This is a genomic window from Bradyrhizobium sp. SEMIA (genome assembly GCF_014844175.1).
Classification (GTDB): domain Bacteria; phylum Pseudomonadota; class Alphaproteobacteria; order Rhizobiales; family Xanthobacteraceae; genus Bradyrhizobium; species Bradyrhizobium arachidis.
Genome location: NZ_CP046601.1, coordinates 624,856 through 647,658, shown reverse-complemented (window position 1 = coordinate 647,658; position 22,803 = coordinate 624,856). Strand labels below are relative to the sequence as shown.

General features: G+C 65.2%; 16 protein-coding genes and 5 pseudogenes. 16 read left to right on the top strand and 5 right to left on the bottom strand.

All coding sequences use genetic code 11. The features are described from left to right. The first annotated feature begins 51 nt into the window (after positions 1–51). The 9 genes and pseudogenes from FOM02_RS03085 to FOM02_RS03040 all read left to right on the top strand — a co-directional run bounded on the left by FOM02_RS03085 (position 52) and on the right by FOM02_RS03040 (position 10,638). Positions 52–2,084, top strand: a pseudogene (locus FOM02_RS03085) (ATP-binding protein). Continuing rightward, complete coding sequence (locus tag FOM02_RS03080) at positions 2,054–3,799, top strand: DUF3369 domain-containing protein (protein WP_027563181.1); 1,746 nt, start codon at positions 2,054–2,056, stop codon at positions 3,797–3,799. Before FOM02_RS03085 ends, FOM02_RS03080 begins: the two are co-directional and overlap by 31 nt. 40 nt (positions 3,800–3,839) lie before the next feature. Further along, a pseudogene (locus FOM02_RS03075) lies at positions 3,840–4,571 on the top strand (response regulator); the annotation flags it as partial. A 446-nt stretch (positions 4,572–5,017) separates the two neighbouring features. Continuing rightward, the gene (locus FOM02_RS03070; RefSeq protein WP_027563183.1) at positions 5,018–5,629 is read left to right on the top strand and encodes a sigma-70 family RNA polymerase sigma factor; all 612 of its coding nucleotides are present in this window, start codon (positions 5,018–5,020) and stop codon (positions 5,627–5,629) included. Positions 5,630–6,193: 564 nt separating this feature from the next. Further along, positions 6,194–6,891, top strand: a pseudogene (locus FOM02_RS46740) (cytochrome c biogenesis CcdA family protein). A 23-nt stretch (positions 6,892–6,914) separates the two neighbouring features. Next, positions 6,915–7,502, top strand: coding sequence for a thioredoxin family protein (locus FOM02_RS03055; protein ID WP_027563185.1), 588 nt, complete (start codon positions 6,915–6,917; stop codon positions 7,500–7,502). Positions 7,503–7,586: 84 nt separating this feature from the next. After that, on the top strand, positions 7,587–8,561 hold the full coding sequence (locus FOM02_RS03050; RefSeq protein WP_027563186.1) for a hypothetical protein: 975 nt from the start codon (positions 7,587–7,589) through the stop codon (positions 8,559–8,561). Positions 8,562–8,920: 359 nt separating this feature from the next. Continuing rightward, a complete protein-coding gene (locus tag FOM02_RS03045) occupies positions 8,921–9,514 on the top strand; it encodes a L,D-transpeptidase family protein (RefSeq protein ID WP_027563187.1) in 594 nt (197 codons plus the stop codon). A gap of 86 nt (positions 9,515–9,600) precedes the next feature. Next, complete coding sequence (locus FOM02_RS03040) at positions 9,601–10,638, top strand: amino acid ABC transporter substrate-binding protein (RefSeq protein WP_265442288.1); 1,038 nt, start codon at positions 9,601–9,603, stop codon at positions 10,636–10,638. A 222-nt stretch (positions 10,639–10,860) separates the two neighbouring features. Here the strand turns inward: FOM02_RS03040 and FOM02_RS03035 are convergent, their stop codons facing one another. Beyond that, positions 10,861–12,000, bottom strand: coding sequence for an acyl-CoA dehydrogenase family protein (locus FOM02_RS03035; protein WP_027563189.1), 1,140 nt, complete (start codon positions 11,998–12,000; stop codon positions 10,861–10,863). Positions 12,001–12,130: 130 nt separating this feature from the next. After that, complete coding sequence (locus FOM02_RS03030) at positions 12,131–13,330, bottom strand: acyl-CoA dehydrogenase family protein (RefSeq protein ID WP_027563190.1); 1,200 nt, start codon at positions 13,328–13,330, stop codon at positions 12,131–12,133. Between the two features lie 136 nt (positions 13,331–13,466). Between FOM02_RS03030 and FOM02_RS03025 the strand changes: the two genes are divergently transcribed. Both FOM02_RS03025 and FOM02_RS03020 read left to right on the top strand, forming a co-directional pair. Continuing rightward, a complete protein-coding gene (locus FOM02_RS03025; RefSeq protein ID WP_027563191.1) occupies positions 13,467–14,012 on the top strand; it encodes a carboxymuconolactone decarboxylase family protein in 546 nt (181 codons plus the stop codon). 90 nt (positions 14,013–14,102) lie between these two features. Further along, complete coding sequence (locus FOM02_RS03020) at positions 14,103–14,597, top strand: VOC family protein (protein WP_027563192.1); 495 nt, start codon at positions 14,103–14,105, stop codon at positions 14,595–14,597. An 89-nt stretch (positions 14,598–14,686) separates the two neighbouring features. Here FOM02_RS03020 and FOM02_RS03015 read toward each other — a convergent pair whose 3' ends face one another. Both FOM02_RS03015 and FOM02_RS03010 read right to left on the bottom strand, forming a co-directional pair. After that, positions 14,687–15,922, bottom strand: a complete 1,236-nt coding sequence (locus FOM02_RS03015; RefSeq protein ID WP_027563193.1) for an MFS transporter — start codon at positions 15,920–15,922, stop codon at positions 14,687–14,689. Positions 15,923–16,185: 263 nt separating this feature from the next. Further along, positions 16,186–17,432, bottom strand: a pseudogene (locus FOM02_RS03010) (MFS transporter). A 197-nt stretch (positions 17,433–17,629) separates the two neighbouring features. Between FOM02_RS03010 and FOM02_RS03005 the strand changes: the two are divergent. Next, a complete protein-coding gene (locus tag FOM02_RS03005; RefSeq protein ID WP_027563195.1) occupies positions 17,630–19,696 on the top strand; it encodes a prolyl oligopeptidase family serine peptidase in 2,067 nt (688 codons plus the stop codon). Between the two features lie 122 nt (positions 19,697–19,818). Here the strand turns inward: FOM02_RS03005 and FOM02_RS03000 are convergent, their stop codons facing one another. Then, positions 19,819–20,493: a DUF938 domain-containing protein gene (locus tag FOM02_RS03000; RefSeq protein ID WP_027563196.1), complete on the bottom strand. Its 675-nt coding sequence runs from the start codon at positions 20,491–20,493 to the stop codon at positions 19,819–19,821. A 259-nt stretch (positions 20,494–20,752) separates the two neighbouring features. On the opposite strand from FOM02_RS03000, the gene soxX reads away from it, so the two are divergent. The 4 genes and pseudogenes from soxX to soxA all read left to right on the top strand — a co-directional run. Further along, a complete protein-coding gene (soxX, locus tag FOM02_RS02995) occupies positions 20,753–21,109 on the top strand; it encodes a sulfur oxidation c-type cytochrome SoxX (protein WP_027563197.1) in 357 nt (118 codons plus the stop codon). 25 nt (positions 21,110–21,134) lie between these two features. Next, positions 21,135–21,626 (top strand): thiosulfate oxidation carrier protein SoxY, encoded by a 492-nt coding sequence (gene soxY / locus FOM02_RS02990; RefSeq protein ID WP_027563198.1) that lies wholly within the window; start codon positions 21,135–21,137, stop codon positions 21,624–21,626. A 15-nt stretch (positions 21,627–21,641) separates the two neighbouring features. Next, complete coding sequence (soxZ, locus tag FOM02_RS02985) at positions 21,642–21,953, top strand: thiosulfate oxidation carrier complex protein SoxZ (protein ID WP_027563199.1); 312 nt, start codon at positions 21,642–21,644, stop codon at positions 21,951–21,953. Then, positions 21,953–22,803, top strand: a pseudogene (soxA, locus tag FOM02_RS02980) (sulfur oxidation c-type cytochrome SoxA); the annotation flags it as partial. The gene soxZ and the pseudogene soxA, both read left to right, overlap by 1 nt.

Sequence of the window (22,803 nt, the reverse complement as noted above, 5' to 3'; positions counted from 1 at the left end):
GCGTTGGCCGCGCTTGGACACAGCGATCATCCAGACCGGGCCCCCGGCCCGATCGGGCGGCTGCGCGCGCGTCTCGTCGGCCTGCTCCGGGCGGTGCCGATCCGCTGGCGCATCCTGTCGCATCGCGGCCCCTGAACTCCGCCGGTGGTGGTGGTGCTGGTCGGGATGATCTGGAACGGCGCGCAGGTGCTGGGCTCGGCCTGGGGCGACGTCCGCCAGGTGCGCGAGTCCGACCGCATCCTGGCGCTGCTCGAGAGCGAGACCGGGCGGCTGCAGAACCTGATCCACCGCTACATCAACCAGCCGAGCCCGGACCTGTTCGCCGAGATCCTGCTGCTGCGCGAGGCGGTGCTGGGCACGCTGACCAACCGCGCCGCCAAGGACCCGATGCTGTCCGGCTCGGTCGAGGAGCTCGAGCGCACCACCGACCGCTTCCTCAACGGCTTTGGCGAGCTGCGCAGCGTGCAGGCCACCATTGCCAAAACCTATGAGGAGCAGGTGCAGGGCCCGGCCAAGGACATGGCCGGCCTCTATTCCATCATCGAAGGCGCCACCGGCCATCGCGACGCGCTGATCTGGCCCTCACTCGGCAAGTCCCGCGAGGCCTTCACCGCGATGCTGGTCGCCGCCAATTCCTACTATCTGTCGCAGTCGTCAGGCGCCGCCGACGACGCGCGCCACAACACCGAGACGATCGAGAAGACCATCCCGGTCATGCTCGATCTCGCCGACAACGACCTGCAGAAGATGGCGCTTGAAAAGCTCGCGACCCGCACCACGGCGCTGCGCGAGGGCTTTGCAAAGCTGTCCGAGCAGCTCGCGAGCCGCACCGAGCTGCTCCGCAACACCATCGACGCCAGCCAGGCCGAGGCGATCGGCGCCATCGACGATCTCTCGACCAAGATGCGCCAGCGCGAGCAGAAGGCGCAGGAGACCTTCGACCGCACGCTGGCCGACATCTCCCGCCGCGTGCTGTCGATCGCGGTGATCTTCCTCGGCATCATCCTCACCGCCGGCGTGCTGATCGCGCTGTCGATCCGCCTGCCGCTGCAGCAGATCATGGCGGCGATGCGCGCCATCACGCTCGGCGATCTCGATCGCGAGGTGCAGGGCACCAAGGCGCGCGACGAGGTCGGCGCCATGGCGCGCGCGGTGGAGGTATTCCGCGAGAACGCGATCGCCAAGCGCCAGACCGAGACGAGCTGCGCGCCTCCAAGGAGAAAGCCGAGAGCGCGCTGCTCGAGCTCAACGCTGCGCAGCAGAACCTGATCGACGCCGAGCGGCTCGCAGCCCTCGGCGGCCTCGTCGCCGGCGTCGCGCACGAGGTCAACAACCCGATCGGCATCAGCCTGACGGTGGCCTCGAGCTTTGCCCGGCGCACCGAGATCTTCGAGGCCCAGCTCAAGGGCGAGGGCGGTCTGCGCCGCTCGCAGCTCGACGAATTCGTGCAGTCCTCGCGCGATGCCTCGCAGCAGCTGGTCGCCAACCTCACCCGCGCCGGCGAGCTGATCCAGTCGTTCAAGCAGGTGGCGGTCGACCGCTCCCATGCCGAGCGGCGGCAGTTCTCACTCAGCGAAGCAACCGAGCAGATCATCGCCAGCCTGAGGCCGGTGCTGAAGCGCTCGCCGATCACGCTCAAGGTCGACGTGCCCGAGGGGCTGCTGCTCGACGGCTATCCCGGCTCCTACGGCCAGATCCTGACCAATCTCTTCCTCAACGCTGCCAACCATGCCTTCGCCGACGGGCGCGCCGGCACCATCACGATCTCGGCGCGACCGCGCGGGACCGAGGACATCGAGATCATCTTCACCGATGACGGGGCCGGCATGACCCCCGACGTGCAGCGCCAGGCCTTTGACCCATTCTTTACCACCCGGCGCAACGAAGGTGGCACGGGACTCGGCCTTCATATCGTCTATAACCTGGTGACCCAGCAGCTTGGCGGACGCATGATGCTGGAATCCAAGCTGGGACAAGGCACTACTTTTCGGATTATCATGCCGCGGGTCGCCAAGGGCGGCGCGCAAAGCACAGAGACTGACGGGACTTCTCAATGGCCGAACAGGACGATGTCCTCCACCTGATCGACGACACCGGTACCGCGCCGGAGGACCAGAACGCACGGAGATGGAAGATCGCCGTCATCGACGACGATCCGGCCGTGCACGACGGCACCCGCTTCGCGCTGTCCGACTACAGCCTCAACGGCCAGAGCCTGGAGATCCTCTCGGCGCATTCCGCGGCCGAAGGCCGCAAGCTGATGGCCGAGCACGGCGACATCGCCGCGGTGCTGCTCGACGTCATCATGGAGACCGACGTCGCCGGCCTCGAGCTGGTCGAGTTCATCCGCAACGAGCTCAAGAACGAGACCGTGCGCATCATCCTGCGCACCGGCCAGCCCGGCCAGGCGCCGGAGCGGCGCGTGATCGTGCAGTACGACATCAACGACTACAAGGCCAAGACCGAGCTCACCGCCGACAAGCTGTTCACCTCGCTGACCGCGGCGCTGCGCTCCTATCAGCAGCTCGAGCGCATGGTGCAGACGCGGCGCGGGCTCGAGATCATCATCGACGCGGCCTCGACGCTGTACGACTTCAAGTCGATGCAGCGGCTCGCCGAGGGCGTGCTGACCCAGCTCGCCTCGCTGCTCAATGTCGACTGCGCCGGTATACTGGTGCTGCGCGACAATGGCGGCGTCGATCCCGAGCTCTCGGTGCTTGCGGGGAGCGGCTGCTACAGCCGCTTCATCGGCACCACCTCGTCGCGGGCGCTCGACCCTGACTTGCGCGAGCTCGTGGAAGCCGCGTTCCAGCGCCGCAAGAACGAGTTCGCCGACCATCGCAGCGTGATCTATCTGCGCACCGGATCTGGCCGCGAGGTGGTGGTGCTGCTGCAGGCCGAGCGCGAATTGTCCGAGACCGACCGCTCGCTGGTCGAGATCTTCTCCAGCCGGCTCTCGATCGCCTTCGACAACGTGATCCTCTACCAGCAGCTCCAGGACGCCAACACGCAGCTGGAGGATCGCGTCGCCCAGCGCACCCGCGCACTGATGCAGGCCAACCGCCGCCTCTCGGCGCAATGGCTGCGGCTGCAGCGCGCCAACGGCTTCAAGAACGAGATTCTGGGCACCGTCGCGCATGATCTGAAGAACCCGCTCGGCGTCATCCTCGGCCGTACCGAGATGCTGAAGGAGCTGATCTCGACCGGTGCGTCGGCCAGCGGCGTGGTCTCCCAGGTCGATCACATCCGCGACGCCACCAAGCGGCTGACCACGATGGTCGACCATCTGATCTCGGACGCGATGGCCGATGCCTTCGACATCACCATCCGCCGCGAGCCGGTCGACGTCGCAGCGCTGGTGAAGGAGGTCGCCGACGCCAACCAGCCGCTCGCGGTCAACAAGCAGCAGATGATCAGCGTCACCGCCCCGCCCAACATCGTCACCATGTGCGACACCGACCGCATCCGCGAGGCGATCGACAACCTCATCAGCAACGCGATCAAGTATTCGCCGATCGGCGGCAAGATCGGCGTCGCCGTCACCCATGAGGGCAGCGACACCATCATCCGGGTCAGCGACGAAGGCGCCGGCCTGTCGCCGGAAGATCTCGGCCGCCTGTTCGGCCGGTTCCAGCGGCTGTCCGCCAAGCCGACCGCGGGCGAGAGCTCGACGGGGCTTGGGCTTTCCATCGTCAAGCGTATTATCGACATGCATGGCGGCGAGGTGACGGCCGAGAGCGAGGGCCCCGGCAAGGGCGCGACCTTCACCATCACCCTGCCCGCGACCGAGATGCCGTGATTTGAGTACCGAGATCCAAGATCCTGGATTCTGAAGTGACATGACCCAAAGCCAGCACATCATGATCGTCGACGACGAGGCCCCGGCCCGGGAGATGGTCGGCGATTACCTCAAGATGCACGGCTTCACCGTGACGCTGTGTGACGGCGGCAAGTCGCTCCGCGCCGCGATCCAGGGCAGCATGCCCGATCTCGTCGTGCTCGACCTCAACATGCCGGAGGAAGACGGCCTCTCGATCATCCGCGACCTCAAGAGCCGCATCAACGTGCCGGTCATCATGCTCACCGCGACCGCGAGCCCGATCGACCGCGTCGTCGGCCTCGAGCTCGGCGCCGACGACTATGTCGCAAAGCCCTGCGAGCTGCGCGAGCTGATGGCGCGCATCCGTTCGGTGCTGCGCCGGAGCACGCCGGTGAAGGCGGCGGCGGCGGAAGCCGCGGCGGCGAAATCCGACAAGGACCAGCTGGTGCGCTTCGGCACCAAATGGCTCGATCTCGAAGCGCAGGCCTTGCGCGACGACGAGGGCAACGAGCATCCGCTGACCGCGTCCGAGTTCGGGCTGTTGAAAGTGTTCGCGGCCAATCCGAAGCGCGTGCTGTCGCGCGAGCGCCTGCTCGAGCTTGCCAATGCGCGCGACGCCGAAGCCTTCGACCGCGCGGTCGACCTGCGCATCATGCGCATCCGCCGCAAGATCGAGCCCGACCCGACCAAGCCCGCCGTGATCCGCACCATCCGCGGCGGCGGCTATCTGTTCTCGCCCGCGGCGAGAAGGCGTAAGCAGGCTCACACTCCGCTGTCGTCCCCGACAAGCGTAGCGCAGCGAAGCGCTGATCCGGGATCCATAACCACAGGCCGTGGTTATGACGCGGAGCTCGTAACTCCGAGTCTTCGCCAAACCCCTCCCTATGGTTATGGGTCCCGGGCTCGCTTCGCGCCCCGGGACGACACCTCGTAGGTGCCGCGCGACCGAACGCAAGAGCCGCAAATTCGTTCCTAACGACACAAGGCGCCGCCAAATCGTCACCCCCGTATTTTCCCTACATTGAAATTCCACGATTTTTTGCCGCGAATGTTTCGTCGTGCCCTTTTCGACGAAACAATTTGGCGGCGCACGAAACCATTTTCCGCTTTTCGTGCAGACGTCCCGAAACGTTGGCTGATTAACACTTTGGTCCAAGGAAACGCCGCTCGGTTGCGGCGCACCGGGGAGCTAAGTCAATGCCGAACGTCATCGCCATCAACGCCCAGGCCAGCCAGAGCATCATTGCCGCTCAAGCGACCTCGGACGATATGCTTCTGGAGAGCATTGCCGACGGCAACCGGACGTCCATGCACATCCTTTATTGCCGACACAATGTGCGGGTCTATCGCTTCATCCTGCGCATCGTGCGCGATGCCACCACAGCGGAAGACCTCGTCAGCCAGGTGTTCTTGGACGTGTGGCGGACTGCCGGCCAATTCCAGGGTCGCTCGCAGGTCTCGACCTGGCTGCTCTCGATCGCACGCTTCAAGGCGTTGACCGCGATGCGCCAGCGGCGCTTCGAGGACATCGACCAGGAGGACGTGCGCCAGATCCCTGACGACACCGACACGCCGGAGACCTCGCTCGACCGCAGCGACACCAGCGCCATCCTGCGCGCCTGCGTCGCAAAACTGTCGCCCGCGCATCGCGAGATCATCAACCTCGTCTACTACCACGAGAAGTCGGTGGAGGAGGTCGGGCAGATCATCGGCATCCCCCAGAGCACGGTGAAGACCCGCATGTTCTACGCCCGCAAGCAGCTGGCCGATTTGCTTAAGGGCGCCGGCGTCGATCGTTTCGCCGCGTAAATCCAAGGAATTCAACGGGATAGGACCGAAACCCAGGCCCTGTCCCCGGACACGGAAGTGTTACCGCCGACGAAACAATTGAAACGAAGCACAACATCAGGCGGAAAAACTTCCCTCCTATAAAGCCCACATACGGTTTTCGTTAAACCTCCCAAGGACCTCCAGCGACCCGGACGATGCCCCCGTCCGGGTCGTTTTCTGTTTGGGCCTGAGGCGCTGCCGCGGACTCCTGCCTCTCCTGCTGGGTTAGGTGGGCACCGCTCTCTCATTCCCTCCCCCCCTTGCGGGGGAGGGGCAGGGAGAGGGGTACCGCACGGGGACTCCAACGATTCGTGCCCGCGGCACGATCGCAGGCGGATAGACCGTTTCCTGGGCCACCCCTCTCCCCCGCCCTCCCCCGCAAGGGGGGAGGGAGCGCACCGTCGCTGCGGCTGGCGGAGTGCCCCTGCATCGCCGCCTGCGAGCTACACTGGAAACAACCGCCCCGTCACGAACGTGTGACACGGCGTAACGACCGCCTCACCCACTCCGAACTGCCCTCGTGACCTCCATCACGAGGGCTCCATGCTCGAACTGCTCTTCGCTCTCCTCGCCGGCATCCTCACCATCGCCGCGCCGTGCACCCTGCCGATGCTGCCGATCCTGCTTGGCGCCTCGATCGGGCGCGCGGGGCATCTGCGGCCAGCGATGATCGCGCTCGGCTTCGTCGTCTCGTTCTCCGCCGTCGCGCTGCTGCTCGGCGCGCTCACGCGGGCATTCGATTTCGATCCGAATGTGCTGCGCGAGGCCGCTGCGATTCTGCTGCTCGGTTTCGGCCTGCTGATGTTGTGGCCGGCGCCGTTCGAATGGCTGTCGATCCGGCTCAATGGCTGGCTCGACCTTGGCGCTGCGAGCGCCACGCAGCGCGAGGGCGCGCTTGGCGGGCTCGTCCTCGGCACCACGCTGGGCCTGGTCTGGACGCCTGCGCAGGCCCGTCGCTCGGCTCGATCCTGACGCTGGTTGCGACCTCGAAGAATCTGGCCTGGGCCGGCACGCTGCTGGTCGCCTATGCGATTGGCGCGGCGATCCCGATGCTGGCGATCGCCTATGGCGGACAGGCCGCGACCACGCGGGTGCGCAGCCTCGCGCGGATCTCGCCGCGGCTGCAGCAGGGCTTTGGCGTCGTCGTGATCGGCTTCGCGGTCGCCGCCTACTTCCAATACGACACGCTGATCGTGGCGTGGCTCACCGGCTTCTATCCCACCGGCCAGATCGGCCTGTGATCATCCCAACGGAGAACACGTCCATGACTGTCAAACTGCTCGCCGTTTCCGCCGCCCTGGTCGGCATGGCCGTCACCGGCGCCGTCATCCCCGGCATCTGCGACGAGGCCGCGCGCGCAACGCCTGTCGTCGCCGCCGCGGCAACGCCGGTCCAGGTGGCGGCCGCGAGCCAACAGGCCGCGCCTGACTTCACCGGCATCAACACCTGGTTCAACTCGAAACCGCTTGGCATCGCCGACCTGCGCGGCAAGGTCGTGCTGGTCGACTTCTGGACCTATGGCTGCGTCAACTGCGTCAACACGCTGCCGCACGTCACCGATCTCTATGCCAAATACAAGGACAAGGGTCTCGTCGTGGTCGGCGTGCACACGCCGGAATTCCCGTTCGAGCGCTCCGCCTCCAACGTCCAGGCCGCGCTGAAGCGCCACGGCATCACCTATCCGGTGGCGCAGGACAATGACTCCAAGACCTGGAACGCCTATCGCAACCAGTATTGGCCGGCGCAATACATCATCGACCAGAGCGGCAAGATCGTGTTCCAGCATGAGGGCGAAGGCGCCTACGACCAGATCGACCGCACCGTCGCCGGGCTGCTGAACGTCAACAGCTGATACCGCATCAGCGGCTTTCGGTTGCAGCTTGACTCCACGGACCCGTCCGTGGAGTTTCGCGGGCGACGGAATCAGCCGCCCGCAATGGCCGACGCGACCACCAGCACCGACATCCGCCTTCGTGAAGGCTCCTCGATCGCGCAGCGGCTGGTCATGGCCGGCTCTGCCGCCGCCGTCGCGCTGTGCTTCACGCCGGGCCTGTTCACGCACGATCCCCTGGAAATCATCATCTCCGTGGTCGCGCTGCTCGTGGGAACAGGGTTCGTCATCGGCATCATGATGGCGCCGGCGGTGGTGTGGATCATCACACCGAACGAGATCTTGATCGGGCGGCAGCGTCCGTTCGGAAAGCTCCAGACGCGGGTCGTCGGGAAGGACGACATCAGCGGACTGCAAGTTCCCGGCAGCAAGCGGGTGAAAGCCCGCTTTCAGCTCGTCTTCACGCTCGCTTCGGGCGAGCGCCTTACCTCCCCGCCGATCTCCGACGTCACGCATGTGCATGACACCGTGGCGCGGATCGCCGCGCAGTTCGAGGTCCCCAATGTCGAGGCACCTCGCAATCCACTCGATGCCAGCAATCCCGAGATGCTTCTTGGCGAGCCGCTCGAGCCGTTTTCCGCGCGAGACATCCGCATCGTCGCGCTGATCGCCGTCGCACTGTCCGCCGTGCCCTACGCCTACAAGCTCTGGCGCGGGTGGCCGCCCAGCCATGTCGACATCCTGCTGCTGCCGCTCGGTGCGCTCGCGGCGTTCGCCGTGTACCGCTACGCCAATCTCGTGACCGGCGCGTTCTGGATCATCCGCGAGAGCGATATCCGCGTCGAACGCTTGTGGGGCGACGGTACGCCGCGCGTGGACCATATCGAGGGGCGCGACGTGAAGACGATCAGCGTGGACCGTCGCGGCCGCTCGGAGGACGAGCACTGCATCGTCACGATCCGCCTGCGCTCGGGACGACGGTTTCGCAGCCCGCGCATCGGCTCGCGTATCGAGGCCCGCGCCGTCGGGGCCGAGATCGTGCGGCGGCTGGGGATCGCGGCGGAGAGCAATAAGATCTGACTCGATGCATCTTGATGCAGGTGGTCTGGCCCCGGGCTCAGCCTCTCCCGCTTGCGGGAGAGGCCGACGTGCTCGAAGAGCACGGCGGGTGAGTTCTCTCCTCTGGGGGAGTGTCCCATCGCGGAGGTACCCTCTCCCCGACCCTCCCCCGCAAGCGGGGGAGGGAGTGCACCGCCTTCGCCGCGACAAATACGGCTTTTCGCGCCATCCCCTGTTTGTGGCATTGCCCGGGGCCCGTCAAAAAACCATAGCCATTCTCGTGACATACCTGCCGGGCGTGCCATCAACTTGCCATGAACTTGCCCCTGAGATTTGATGGTTCCGAATGATTTGCGCTGTGGCAGCGGGGAGAGCTTCACATGACCGATTTTCGTCGCCTGACCGGGACGTTCTTGGCTGCGATGGGACTGATCCTGTCCGCGCCGCAGGCCTTCGCCCAGCAGCCGGACCGCGGCGACGAGCCGGGCCTGGTCGCCGATGACAGCTATCAGCTCGATCCGGAATGGCAGAAGCAGGTGGTCTATTTCCGCACCACCGAGGCGCCCGGCACCATCATCGTCTCGACCGCCGAACGGCACCTCTATCTGGTTCAGCCCGGCGGGCGCGCGATCCGCTATGGCATCGGCGTCGGCCGCGACGGTTTCCAATGGCAAGGGCTGGTGACCATCACCAACAAGAAGGAATGGCCGGACTGGACGCCGCCGCCGGAGATGATCCAGCGCCAGCCCTATCTGCCGCGCTTCATGGCCGGCGGCCCCGGCAATCCGCTCGGGGCGCGCGCCATGTATCTCGGCACCACCGTCTACCGCATCCACGGCACCAATCGCCCCGACACGATCGGGACCAAGGTGTCCTCGGGCTGCTTCCGTCTCGTCAACAACGACGTCGCCGATCTCTATGATCGCGTCCCTGTCGGCACCAAGGTCGTCATCCGGCAGAAGCCTGAACTCTAAGGCTACCGTCAGGGCATGATCTCCCCGATCATGCCCTGCGCCCTCCCCCAAGATTCCTTTTCCCGATTTTTCGAGAGAGCAACATGATGCGCACATTTCGAGGCGGCCTGCTGATCGGGCTCGCGGTCGCCGTGCTGGTCGCCGTTCTGGCCATCGTCTACGAGTTCTACGACACCCGCACGCTGAAGCGCACGGTTCGCCGCGGCGAGGTGCTGTGCGGTGTCAACAAGGGCCTGCCGGGCTTCTCGATCCCCGACGACAAGGGCAACTGGACCGGCTTCGACGTCGATTTCTGCCGTGCCGTCGCGGCCGCGATCTTCAACGACCCGAGCAAGGCCAAGTTCGTGCCGCTCGACGCCAGCGAGCGATTCAAGGAATTGCAGAGCCGGAAGGTCGACATCCTCTCCCGCAACTCGACCTGGAGCATGGCGCGCGAGCTCGACTACGACCTCTATTTCCCGGCGGTCGCCTATTACGACGGCGCAGGCTTCATGTTGCCGCGCTCGCGCAACAAGGAGACCGCGCTGGACCTGACCGGGAGCAAGGTCTGCGTGCAGACCGGCACCACCACGGCGCTCAACGTCGCCGACTACTTCCGTGCCAACAACATGAAGTATGAAGAGGTGAAGTTCGACAAGCTGGATGACGTCGTGAAGGGCTACGACACCGGCAAGTGCGACACGCTCTCCGCCGACGTCTCCCAGCTCTATGCGCTCCGGCTGAACCTGTCGAAGCCCGGCGACCACATGATCCTGCCGGACATGATCTCCAAGGAGCCGCTCGCCCCCGTCGTGCGCCAGCGCGACGACGACTGGATGATGATCGTGAAGTGGACGCTCTACGCCATGATCAACGCCGAGGAACTCGGCGTGTCCTCCGAGAACATCGACGAGGCGCTGAAGTCGAAGAAGCCCGAGGTGATGCGCCTGGTCGGCGCCGAAGGCAATTACGGCGAGCAGCTCGGCCTCACCAAGGACTGGGTGGTCCGCATCATCCGCAACGTCGGCAATTACGGCGAGATGTACGAGCGCAACATCGGCGAGAAGTCGAAGCTGAAGATCCCGCGCGGCATGAACCAGCTGTGGAACGCGGGTGGCGTGCAGTACGCGCCGCCGATGCGGTAACGGTCTCGCCGTCGTCATTGCGTTGACGGTGTTGCCAAAGCGTACGCTGCGTTCCCTCCCCCCTTGCGGGGGAGGGTTAGGGAGAGGGGTGCCACACGGCACACTCTATCCCTTCGTCCTTCACGTGAGCTGACAGACCTTTTCCTGGGCTACCCCTCTCCCCCCGCCCTCCCCCGCAAGGGGGGGAGGGAGCGCAGAGTGCCTTGTCGCACGCGCCTCGCCTCAATACCCCCGCGCCCGCGCGAGCTGCTCGGTGTGGTAGTTCGCGTCGCCGAACAACTCCTCGCACACCCGTGCGCGCTTCATGAAAAAGCCGATGTCGAACTGGTCGGTCATGCCCATGCCGCCATGCATCTGCACGCCCTCCTGCACCGCGCGGGTCGCGGTGGTGCCGGCGCGCGCTTTTGCGACGGCCACGGCTGAGGCGGCCTTGGCGACATCCGCATCCAGCGCCTGTAGCGCCTTCATCGTGGCGGCGCGGGTGATTTCGATGTCGACATAGAGTTCGGCGGCGCGGTGTTGCAACGCCTGGAATTCACCGATCAGCTTGCCGAACTGCTTTCTGTTCTTGAGGTACTCGACTGTGCGGTTGAAGACTTCGTCGCTGAGGCCGACCATTTCGGCTGCGACCGCGCCGCGCCCGATATCGAGCACGCCGTCGAGCAGGCCAGCGCCCTGATCGACCTCGCCGAGCACGCTGTCGGCATTGACCTCGACATTGGCAAGCTCGATCCGCGCCGCGTTGTGCGCATCGACCATAATGGTGCGCTCGATCGCGACGCCCTTGGCCTTCGGGTTCACCAGGAACAGCGTCAGGCCGTCGCGCTCGCCGGCGGAGCCAGAGGTGCGCGCGGCGACGATCAGGAGATCGGCGACGTGGCCGTCAACCACCAGCGCCTTGGCGCCGGAAAGTTTGAAACCGTTGCCGGCGCGCACGGCCTGCAGGTTGGTCTGGAGCGGGCGGTGCTTGGCCCCCTCGTCGATCGCAAGCGTCGCAAGCAGCGAGCCGTTCGCGATCTTCGGCAAATAGTCCGACTTCTGCGCGGCATTGCCGCCGCGGTTCAGCGCCGAGGCCGCGACCACGCTGGTGGCGAGGAAGGGCGACGGCATCAAGGTGCGGCCGATCTCCTCCATGACGATTCCGGCCTCCATGACGCCGAGGCCGCTGCCGCCGAACTCTTCAGGCACCAGGAGGCCGGCAAAGCCCATCTCGGCGAAGGACTGCCACAGCTCCTTGGAGAAGCCGGTCGGGTCCTTGGAGTCGCGCAAGGATCGCAGGTGCGACACCGGCGCCTTGTCGCTGATCAGCCCGCGCGCGCTGTCGCGGAGCATGGATTGTTCTTCAGTGAGGACGAGGGCCATGGTGTTCAGTCTCTAACGTCTGGCGGAATGCATATTTGTCGAAGTCATTCCGGGCGATGCGCAGCATCGAACCCGGAATCTCGAGGTTCCGGGTTCGTCGCTTCGCGACGCCCCGGAACGACGGAAAGCCTCACGCCCCCGGCAAATCGAGGATGCGCTTGGCGACGATGCCGAGCATGACCTCGCTCGTGCCGCCCTCGATCGAGTTGGCCTTGGTGCGCAGCCAGGCGCGCGGACGAGCGCCCTGCTTGGAGCGCTCGCTCTCCCACTCCAGCGCATCGACGCCGCCGGCCGACATCAGGATCTCGTAGCGGCGCTTGTTGAGCTCGGTGCCGTAATATTTCATCGCCGACGAGAACGCCGGATGCGCCTGCCCGGCCTTGGCGAGATCGACCGCGCGCTCGGCGCAGGCGGCGAGCGCGGCTTCATCGACATCGAAGGTCGCGATCTCGGCACGCAGCATGGCATCATCGAGCTTGCCTTGCGCGTCGGAGCCAACGGAGTCGGCCGCGATCTGGCCGAGCGGACGGCCGACGCCGCGCTCGCCCATCCCTGAGATCATCGCGCGCTCGTGCTGGAGCAGATATTTTGCGACGTCCCAGCCGCGATTGATCGTGCCGACCACATGCGATTTCGGCACGCGGACGCCGTCGAAGAAGGTCTCGCAGAACGGCGAGTAGCCGGAGATCAAGAGGATCGGCTTGGTCGTCACGCCCTTCGAGGTCATGTCGAACAGGATGAAGCTGATGCCGTCGTGCTTCTTGGCCGCGGGATCGGTGCGGACGAGGCAGAAGATCCAGTCGGCGTAATTGGCGTAGGAGGTCCAGATCTTCGAACCCGTGATGACGAAATCGTCGCCGTCGCTCTCGGCGCGGGTCTGGAGCGAGGCGAGATCGGAGCCGGCGTTCGGCTCGGAATAGCCCTGGCACCAGCGGATCTCGCCCGCCGCGATCTTCGGCAGATGCTCCTGCTTCTGCGCGTCGTTGCCGTATTTCAGGAGCGCCGGCCCGAGCATCCAGATGCCGAAGCTCGACAGCGGCGGGCGCGCGCCCATCTTGGCCATCTCGGCGCGCAGCACCTTGTGCTCGGCGGCGCTGAGGCCGCCGCCGCCATATTGCTTCGGCCAATCAGGCACGGTCCAGCCCTTGTCGCGCATGCGCTCGAACCAGATGCGCTGCGGCTCGGACGAGAACTTTGCGTTGCGCCCGCCCCAGAACACGTCGGTGTCCGACGTCACGGGCTTGCGCATCTCCGGCGGGCAGTTCGCGTCCAGCCAGGCGCGCGTCTCGTTGCGGAATTGTTCGAGATCGGCGTTGTCAGTGTCGCTCATGGTCGTTTCCATCAATCAAAATCGACTTGTTGGCGGCGACTCTGGGCCATCGCACTGCGGAATTCAACCACTTCCGTGCCGCGCATCGGCTATAGTCTCCCTCACGGCGAGGCTTGAAAACAAAGAGGAAACGAGAATGCGCCTAAAGCTTCTTTCGCCTGGCGAAATGAACGAGAGCCAGCGGCAGACCTATGACGAGTCGATTGCCGGCAAGCGCGGCAAGCCGCCGGCGCCGATGATGGCCTGGCTCAACAGTCCCGACATGGCCCGTCACGCCACAAGGCTCGGCGAGGTGCTGCGCTACGACACGATCTTCCCGGCCAAGCTTTCGGAGATCGCCATCCTGGTGACGGCGCGGCACTGGACCGCGCATTATGAATGGTATGCGCATAAGCGCCTCGCGCTCGCGGGCGGCATGGATCCTGATATCATCGACGCGATCCGCGACCGCCGCACGCCCGAGTTCGACGATCCCAAGGGCAAGATGATCTACGATCTCGCAAAGTCGCTGCATGAGGGCCACGGCGTCGAGAAGGGTCTCTATGATGCGGCGGTGAAGCTGCTCAGCGAACGCGGCGTCGTCGAGGTGATCGGGCTGTGCGGCTATTACACGATGGTGTCGATGACGCTGAACACGTTTGAGTTCGGCCTGCCCGAGGGCGAGGCGCCGGAGCTCGCTTAGTTTCCCATTCGGAAACGATGGGTTTCGGGATGCGCTGGTAGCGCCGTCCCGAAGCCGAGCCTATGTGGAGTTCAGAAACGGAGCAGCCACATGTCGCAATCATCCGCCGTCGCCGCCGGCACCAGGATCGGCCACGTCCACCTCAAGGTCGCCGATCTCGATCGCGCGCTCGGCTTCTATTGCGGCGTGCTCGGATTCGAGCTGATGCAGCGCATGGGCTCCGGCGCGGCCTTCATCTCGGCGGGCGGCTATCATCACCACATCGGGCTCAACACCTGGGAAAGCAAGGGCGGCTCGCCGCCGCCGCCGGGCACGACCGGGCTCTTCCACACCGCCATCCTCTATCCGACCCGGCCAGCGCTGGCGGATGCGCTGCATCGGGTGCTGACGGCGGGCATCGCGCTGGACGGCGCCAGCGACCACGGCGTCAGCGAGGCGCTGTATTTGCGCGATCCCGACCAGAATGGCGTGGAGCTGTATTGGGACAAGCCCAGGGAGCAATGGCCATTCGGACCGGATGGGAAGCTCGCGATGTTCACGAAGCGGCTCGATGTGGAGGCGTTGCTGAAGCAGCGGGAAGCGTAGTCTCGTAGGGTGGGCAAAGGCGCACAGCGCCGCGCCCACCATCCGTCCGTGATGGATACAGATCGTGGGCACGCTTCGCTTTGCCCACCCTACAAGATTTTCGCTCTGGGCTTCCCGCGCACCATGATCAGCGCTGCGGCGGCCATCTCCAGCGCGATGCAGAGATAGAAAGGCAGCGAATAGCCACCGGACCAATCGCGCAAGGCCCCGACGATTCCGGGCCCGAACGCATACGTCACCTGGTTGATCGCCGTATTCAGGCTGATCAACACGCCGAACGAGGCGGGATCGAACTCCTGCTGCACGATTAGCGATGGCAGCGTGATGAGGTTGCCGACCGAGAAGCCGAACACCGCGCAGGCTGCGATCAGCGCGTAATCGTTGTGCAGGTTGATGACGACGACAAGCGCGGCAGCCTGGCTGAGGAACGACAGCGCCGACGCAAGCCGCTGGTTGAGGCGGTCGATCACCAGCGAGAACAGCACGCGGCCGACCACGGCCATCGCGGTCAGCACCGCGACCGCAACCGCGGCGCGCTCGCGGCCGATGACGGGGTCGAGGAACGAGATCAGGTGCACGATGAAGCCGACCTGGGCGAACAGCACCAGCGCGAACGCAATGGTCACCGTGAGGAAGCCGAGATCGCGCAGCGCCCCGGCGCGGATCTCTGTCGAGGATTGCGGCTTCGCTTTCGCTGTCGCCTGCCAGCCATGAAGATCGGGCGGGCGGCCTACGAGAATGAGGATCACCGGCACCAGCAGCACCAGCATGGCGCCGGCGGCGGCATACATCGCGCTGGCAAAGCCGATATGGCCGATCAACATCACCAGCAAGGGCACCCCGACGATGCCGCCGAAGCTCGCGCCATTGAGCGCAAGACTGATCGCCATGCCGCGCTTCTGGTCGAACCAGAGACTGATCGTGTTGGTGATCATGGCGAGACTCGTGCCGGCCCAGCCGAAGGCAAGCACGGCATCGGCGAGATAAAGCTGCCAGGGCTCGCGCACCGCGCCGATCGCAACCGCAGCGGCCGCCATCGCCAGCGTCCCGGCGATCAGGCAGAGCCGCGGGCCATATTTTCGGACGGCCTCGCCGACGAAGACGACCAGCAGCGCGCCGAACAGATAGAAGAACGTGGTGCCGGACGAGATCAGCGAGGCCGGCCAGCCCCGCGCGCGCTGCAGCTCGGCGACATAGACGCTCTGGCCGTAGAAGCCGAGCCCCCAACCGAAGGTCGCGAGCAGGAAGCAGACGGCGACAATGCGCCAGCCTTCGTAGCGGAGTGAGGATTCGTCGATGGGTGGCTGTTGAGGATTATCGAGCATCGCCGCTTACTCCGTCATGTCCGGGCATAGCCATCTGAAGGACGGCGTCGCTTCCGCTCGCCTATGCCCGGGCATCCACGTTCTTTCTTCAGCGTCCTAAGACGTGGATGGCCGGGACAAGCCCGGCCATGACGACATTTAGTAACCTACTCCCGAAAATCACTTCGACCTGGATCGAAGTATCGATGCTGCTGACAATCTCCCGCCAACTTGTTGCGCATGATCTAGTCGGAAAACCGCTGCGCACTTTTCCGGATCATGCGTCACACCGCGTCCGGGAACTCGCCCATCGCCGTCTCCAGCCGCGCCTTGCGGCGGCGCGCCCAGGAGACCAGTGAGAGCACGGCAAGGCCCAGCACCACCGGCGGGAACACGACCATGTTCACCGCGGACCAGCCGAAATTGGCAAGCAGCTGGCCCGAAGAGAACGAGCCGATCGCCATCATGCCGAACACCAGGAAATCGTTGAAGGCCTGCACCTTGTTGCGCTCCTGCGGGCGGTGCGTCTCCAGCACCAGCGCGGAGGCGCCGATAAAGGAGAAATTCCAGCCCACGCCGAGCACGATCAGCGTCGCCCAGAAGTGCATCGCGGTGAGACCGGAGAGGCCGATGCCGGCGGCGCCCGCTTCCAGCAGCAGGCCGGCAGCGACGATTCTGGGAGCACCGAAGCGCGCGATCAGCGCGCCGGTGAAGAAGCTCGGGCCGTACATGGCGACGATGTGCCATTGAATGCCGAAATTGGAATCGGAGACGGACAGGCCGCACATCTTCATGGCGAGCGGCGCCGAGGTCATCACCAGATTCATCACGGGATAGGAGATGACGCCGCACAGCGCGGCGGCGATGAAGCGCGGCTGCGTCACGATCTCGAGCAGCGGCCGGCCGCCGTGCAGATCGGCCGGCGCGGGCTTGGGCATATCGACGCCGGCGACGATGCCCATCGCGACCAGTGCGACGGCGGCCTGCACCAGGAAGCTGAAGGCGAACAGATAAGGCGACCAGACATCCATGGTCCATTGCACGAGCTGCGGACCGAGCACGCCGGCGAACACGCCGCCGGCCATCACCCACGACACGGCCTTGGGCCGATACGCGGCACTGGCGCCGTCGGCGGCGGCGAAGCGATAGGATTGCGCCACTGCGCCATAGAGGCCGCCGAGGAAGGTCGCGAGGCAGAACAGCGCGAACGAGCCGTGCAGGATGGCGAAGCAGCCGAGCAGGCCCGTCAGCGCGCCAAGGCCGGTGCCGACGACGAAGGCGGCGCGGCGGCGAAGCGGCGCGAGATCGCGCCGGTCGGCAGCGTGCCGGCGGCGAGGCCCACCACATACATCGAGATCGGCACGGTCGCGAACGACATGTCGGGCGCGAGCGTGGCGCCGACGATCGCACCGGTGGCGAAGATCACCGCGGAGTTGGCGCCGGTCAGCGCCTGCGCCGCCGCAAGGCGCACCACATTGGCACGCACGCGCGAATCGTCGGCGATCTCGTTGGCTGAAGTCACTTCTAGCATCGGCATTTCCGCCCCAAGGGGCTCTCGAGGAGCGCGTTGATTCCCGGCACTATGGAGGGGCGCGGGAGGGCGGGCAACCGGCGCAAACGGGCGCGGGCCATGCCTCTGACGCAATCAGGCCGATGATACCGGAGCGCGGCCTTGACGGCTTGCGCTCGATCAAATCCTATCCGCCGCGATTTTTCGGAGTTTCGTTCATGTCCGTTGATGACAGGCCCACGCTAAGCGCTCCCGACGACGATCCCTGGCTGTGGCTGGAGGAGATCGAAGGCAAGCAGCCGCTTGATTTCGTCGAGCGGCAGAATCAGCTGACGCTCGCCGCCTTCGGCGGTGCGGCGTTCGAACGCGACCGCGACATCCTCGCAGCGATCTATGATCGTCCCGACAACATCCCCTATGTCAGCCGCCGCGGCAGCGATCTGCACAATCTCTGGAAGGACGCCATCAACCCGCGCGGGCTGTGGCGGCGAACCACGCTGGCGGAGTTTCGCAAAGCGAGCCCTGCGTGGGAGACGATTCTGGATATCGACCAGCTCGCAGCGCACGAAGGCGAGGACTGGCTGCTCAGCCAGATCGCCACGATGCCGGGCAGTACGCGGGCGATCCTGAGCTTGTCGCGCGGCGGCAGCGATGCCGTCACCTTGCGCGAGTTCGACCTCGCCACGAAGAGTTTTGTCACGGACGGCTTCACGCTGCCGGAGGCCAAGGGCGGCGTCGACTGGCTCGATGCCGACACGCTGCTGCTGTCGAGCGCGCATGGCGAGGGCATGGCGACGAGCTCGGGCTATGCGCGGACGGTCCGGCTGTGGCGGCGCGGACAAGCGGTCGAGCAGGCGCAGGTGATCATCGAGACCGCAGCCGATCACATGATGATCTACGGCATGAGCGACGACACCGGAGCAGAGCCGCGGGTCTGGATCATCGACCAGATCGACTTCTTCAATCACGCAATCTGGCTGCGCGATGCGGCCGGCACCCCGACGAAGCTCGATCTGCCGACCGGCATCTGGATGCAGGCGCATGGCGACTGGTTCGCGATCAAGCTGCGCAAGGACTGGACGGTCGAGGGCCGCAGCTATGCCACCGACACCGTGCTCGGCATCTCGCTCTCGGCTTTCCTCGCCGGCAGCCGCGATTTCGCGGTGCTGTTCGAGCCGGCGCCGCGGCGCGCGCTGCAAGGTCTGTTCTGGGCCGCGGGCAAGCTCGTGCTCTCGATCCTCGACGAGCTCCAGCCGCGCTTCGAGATCTGCACGCCGTCCGCTGGCGGCTGGAGCCGCGAGACACTTGGCGGCTTGCCGCAGATCGGCGTCGTCGACATCTGGCCGCTCGATCGCCATCCCAGCGAGAGCAATGGCGATCTGCTCGCCAATGTGCAGGATCCGCTCACCCCGCCGTCGCTGCTGCTGCTCGAACGCGGCGTCGAAAGCCCGATGGTGCTGAAGCAGGCGCCGAAGACGTTCACCGCCGACGGTCTCATCGTGACCCAGCACGAGGCGATCTCGGTCGACGGCGAGCGCATTCCCTATGTGCAGACGGGTCCGGCGACCGACACCGGCGATGCGCCGGTCTACATGAGCGCCTATGGCGGCTTCGGGCATTCCGTGAAGCCGTACTACAACGCTTCGCTCGGCAAGCTGTGGCTGGAGCGCGGCGGCACGAAGGTGCAGGCGAACTTGCGCGGCGGCGGCGAGTTCGGCACGCGCTGGCACGATGCCGGCCGCCTCGCCGGCAAGAAGCTCTCGCATGACGATTTCGCCGCCGTCGCCGCCGATCTCGTCCGCCGCGGCGTGACGAGTGCAAAGCGCATCGCCGCGCAAGGCGGATCGAACGGCGGCATCCTCATCACCAACATGCTGGTGCGCTATCCCGAGCGCTTCGGCGCGTTGTTCTGCACCATCCCGCTGATCGACATGCGCCGCTACACAAAGCTACTCGCGGGCGCGAGCTGGATCGCGGAATATGGCGATCCCGACAAGGCGGAGGAGTGGGAGTGGCTGAAGACCTACTCCGCCTATCACAACGTCAAGGCCGGCCAATCCTATCCGCCGATCCTGATCGCCACCACGCGGCGCGACGACCGCGTCCATCCCGGCCACGCGCGCAAGATGGCGGCGAAGCTGCAGGCGATGGGCTATGAAGCCTGGTTCTACGAGCCGGCCGCCGGCGGCCACGGCTACGGCAAGGACAACAAGGAGCGCGCCGGGTTCGAGGTGATCGGCTTCCGGTTCTTGAAGGAGAAGATCGGGTGGCGGGATGAAAGCTAGCGTTGAAGCGCTGACGCCTCCCCATCGTCATGGCCGGGCTTGACCCGGCCATCCACGCCTTGCCTTTGCCGCCTAAAGAACGTGGATGCCCGGGACAAGCCTGGGCATGACGACGTCCCGAGCTAGCCTCTAGAAAACACCAGCGTCAGATTGTTCGCGGGCATCTCGATGGTGTCGACCAAGCGAAGGCCCACGGCCGTTGCGAGCTTCTCGACATCGCCGACATCACGCACGCCCCATTCGGGATTGCCTTCGCGTAAAGACGTGTCGAACACGGCGTTGCTGAGCGCGGTGTGCTTGCCGTCGCGCTTGAAGGGGCCGTAGAGGAACAGCTTGCCGTCGGCGCGCAGGTAGCGGCCGGCGCCGGCGAACAGGCCCTCGGCCACGCTCCATGGCGCGATATGGATGACGTTGGCGCAGAACAAGGCGGCAAGGCTGGTCGGCGCCTGCCCGCTTCGCATCTCCGGGCACCAGTCGGGATCGGTGAGATCGATCCGCAGCGGCGAGCGGATGTTTTGCAGGCCCGAATGGACCCGCCAAGCCTCGATGCTCTTCAGATGCCGCTGGTTGAGATCACTCGGCCACCAGACGAGGTCCGGCGTCTGGCGGGCGAAATGGACCACGTGCTGGCCGGTTCCGCTGCCGACCTCGACAACGTTGCCGGTGAGACCAGCAAGATGCTGCTCCAGCGCCGCCCAGAGCGGCTCGTGATTGCGATGAAATGCCGGCGCATCGAGCCGCCCGTCCGGTTCGACCCGTCCGCCGTCCCTGCCAAATTCGACGACATAGTCAGCCAATTGAGGTCCCCTTGAAAAACGAGAACGAGATAAAAAACAGAACGAGCGCCCAAACGCCCCGAAAACAGCGACCCGCGCCCGTTGACCTTACCCTTGGGTCCGAATCCGCCGAACAAATAATCTCTTTAGTTGCAATGCGGAAGATATTAACTCCATTTTGCCGCGTGCATAGTCCTGATTGTCAGGCGATGCCCTTTGTGCTTTGGAACGCTATATTTTCGCGAACGAGATCATCGACATAACGCCTCGGAATGACGCCTTGACCGCCCTTCCCCGGACCCCCGTCCTTTACCTCCTGCTGGCACTCGCCGCCGGCCTTGCCGCAAGCCCTGCGCGGGCGCAATCCGCTGTCGCCGAGGGCCAGAAGCTCGCCTTCGACCGCGGCAAGGGCAACTGCCTGACCTGCCATGTGATCAAGGGCGGCGACCTGCCGGGAACGATCGGCCCGGAGCTGAAGGACATCAAGTCAAAATACCCTGATCGCAACGAGCTGGTCGCGATCATCTTCGACGAGACCAAGCGCAACCCGCAGACCATGATGCCGCCGTTCGGCCGGAATCGGATTTTGACCGAACAGGAGATCAGCGCGATCGTTGATTTCCTGCAAACCCTGTGACTTCCGGCATCCCAGGAGATTTGAGATGACCACCACCACCGGCCCTCTTCCGACGCGGCGCCTGATCCTTCAAGGCGCAGCCGGCGTCGCGCTGCTCGGCCTCGGCAATCTGCCGTTCGGCGCTACGTCGGCGCTCGCGGCGGCGAACGACAAATATCCGGAAGAGGCGTTCAAGCTGAAGAACGAAGCCGACGCGATCAAGGCGCTGTACGGCAAGACCGCCGAACTGTCCGACAAGATCAAGCTCGATGCGCCGGAGATCGCCGAGAATGGCGGCGTGGTGCCGATCTCGGTGACGACGACGCTCGACAAGGTCACCTCGATCTCGTTCTTCGTTGCCGAGAACCCGAACGCGCTCGCGGCGTCCTACAGGATTCCCGAGGGCACGCTGCCGAGCGTTGCCAATCGCCTGAAGATGGCCAAGACCACCAACGTGACCGCGATCGTGGAAGCCGACGGCAAGCTCTACAGCGCGACCAAAGAGGTCAAGGTCACCGTCGGCGGCTGCGGCGGCTAAGCGAGGACAATCGACATGGCATCCAGCATTCGCGTCCGCGCCACCGCCAACGGCGACATCACCGAAGTGCAGACACTGATCCAGCACCCCATGGACACCGGTCTCGTCAAGGACTCCAAGGGCGAGCTGATCCCTGCGCACTTCATCCAGCGGCTGAAGTTCGAATGCAACGGCAAGGACGTCTTCGTCGCCGATTGGGGCACAGCGGTCTCCAAGGACCCCTACGTCAAGTTCAGCTTCAAGGGCGCCAAGAAAGGCGACGAGCTCAAGATCTCCTGGACCGACAACAAGGGTGCGTCGGACACGACCACCGCGAAGATTTCGTGATGAAGGCCCGCACCTCGCTCCTGCTTGGCTCGCTCAGCGCCGCGCTGGTCGCGTTCGCGCTGACCTCGCCGCGCGTGGTCGCGGCCGACAAGGTCGATCCGGTTGCCGATGCCAAGGCGTTCCAGAACTTCTTCTTTCAGAAGTTTCCGGACGTGAAGCACGAGGACTTCGTCAACGGTCCCTACTCCATGAACGCCGACATGAAGCGGCAGTGGCAGGAGAAGGAGGAATTCCCGCCTTACGAGTTCGCGCTCGATGCCGGCAAGGAGATGTTCGCGACGCCGTTCAAGAACGGCAAGACCTATGCCGACTGCTTCCCGAACGGCGGCATCGGCATCCGCCAAAACTATCCCTATTTCGACACCGGGGAAGGCAAGGTCGTCACGCTGGAGCTTGCGCTCAACCGCTGCCGCGAGGCCAATGGGGAAGCCCCCTATTCCTACGTCAAGGACGAGATGGCCTCGCTGACCGCCTACATGGCGTTCACCTCGCGCGGCAAGCCGATGGACATCAAGATTCCCGACGATCCCCGCGCGCTCGAAGCCTTCGAGAACGGCAAGCGCTATTTCTACACCCGCCGCGGCCAGCTGAATTTCTCCTGCGCGAGCTGCCATGTGCAGAGCCCGGGCGAGCGCATCCGCGCCGAGATCCTGCGCCCGCGCTCGGCATCCTCAACGCGATGCCGATCTACCGCTCCGAATGGAGCGGCATGGGCACGATCAGCCGCCGCTTCGTCACCTGCAACAGCCAGACCCGCGCGGTTCCCCTGGAGCCGCAGTCGGATGAATATCGCGACGTCGAGTATTTCCTCTCCTACGTCGCCAACGGCCTGCCGATTTCAGGCCCAGGG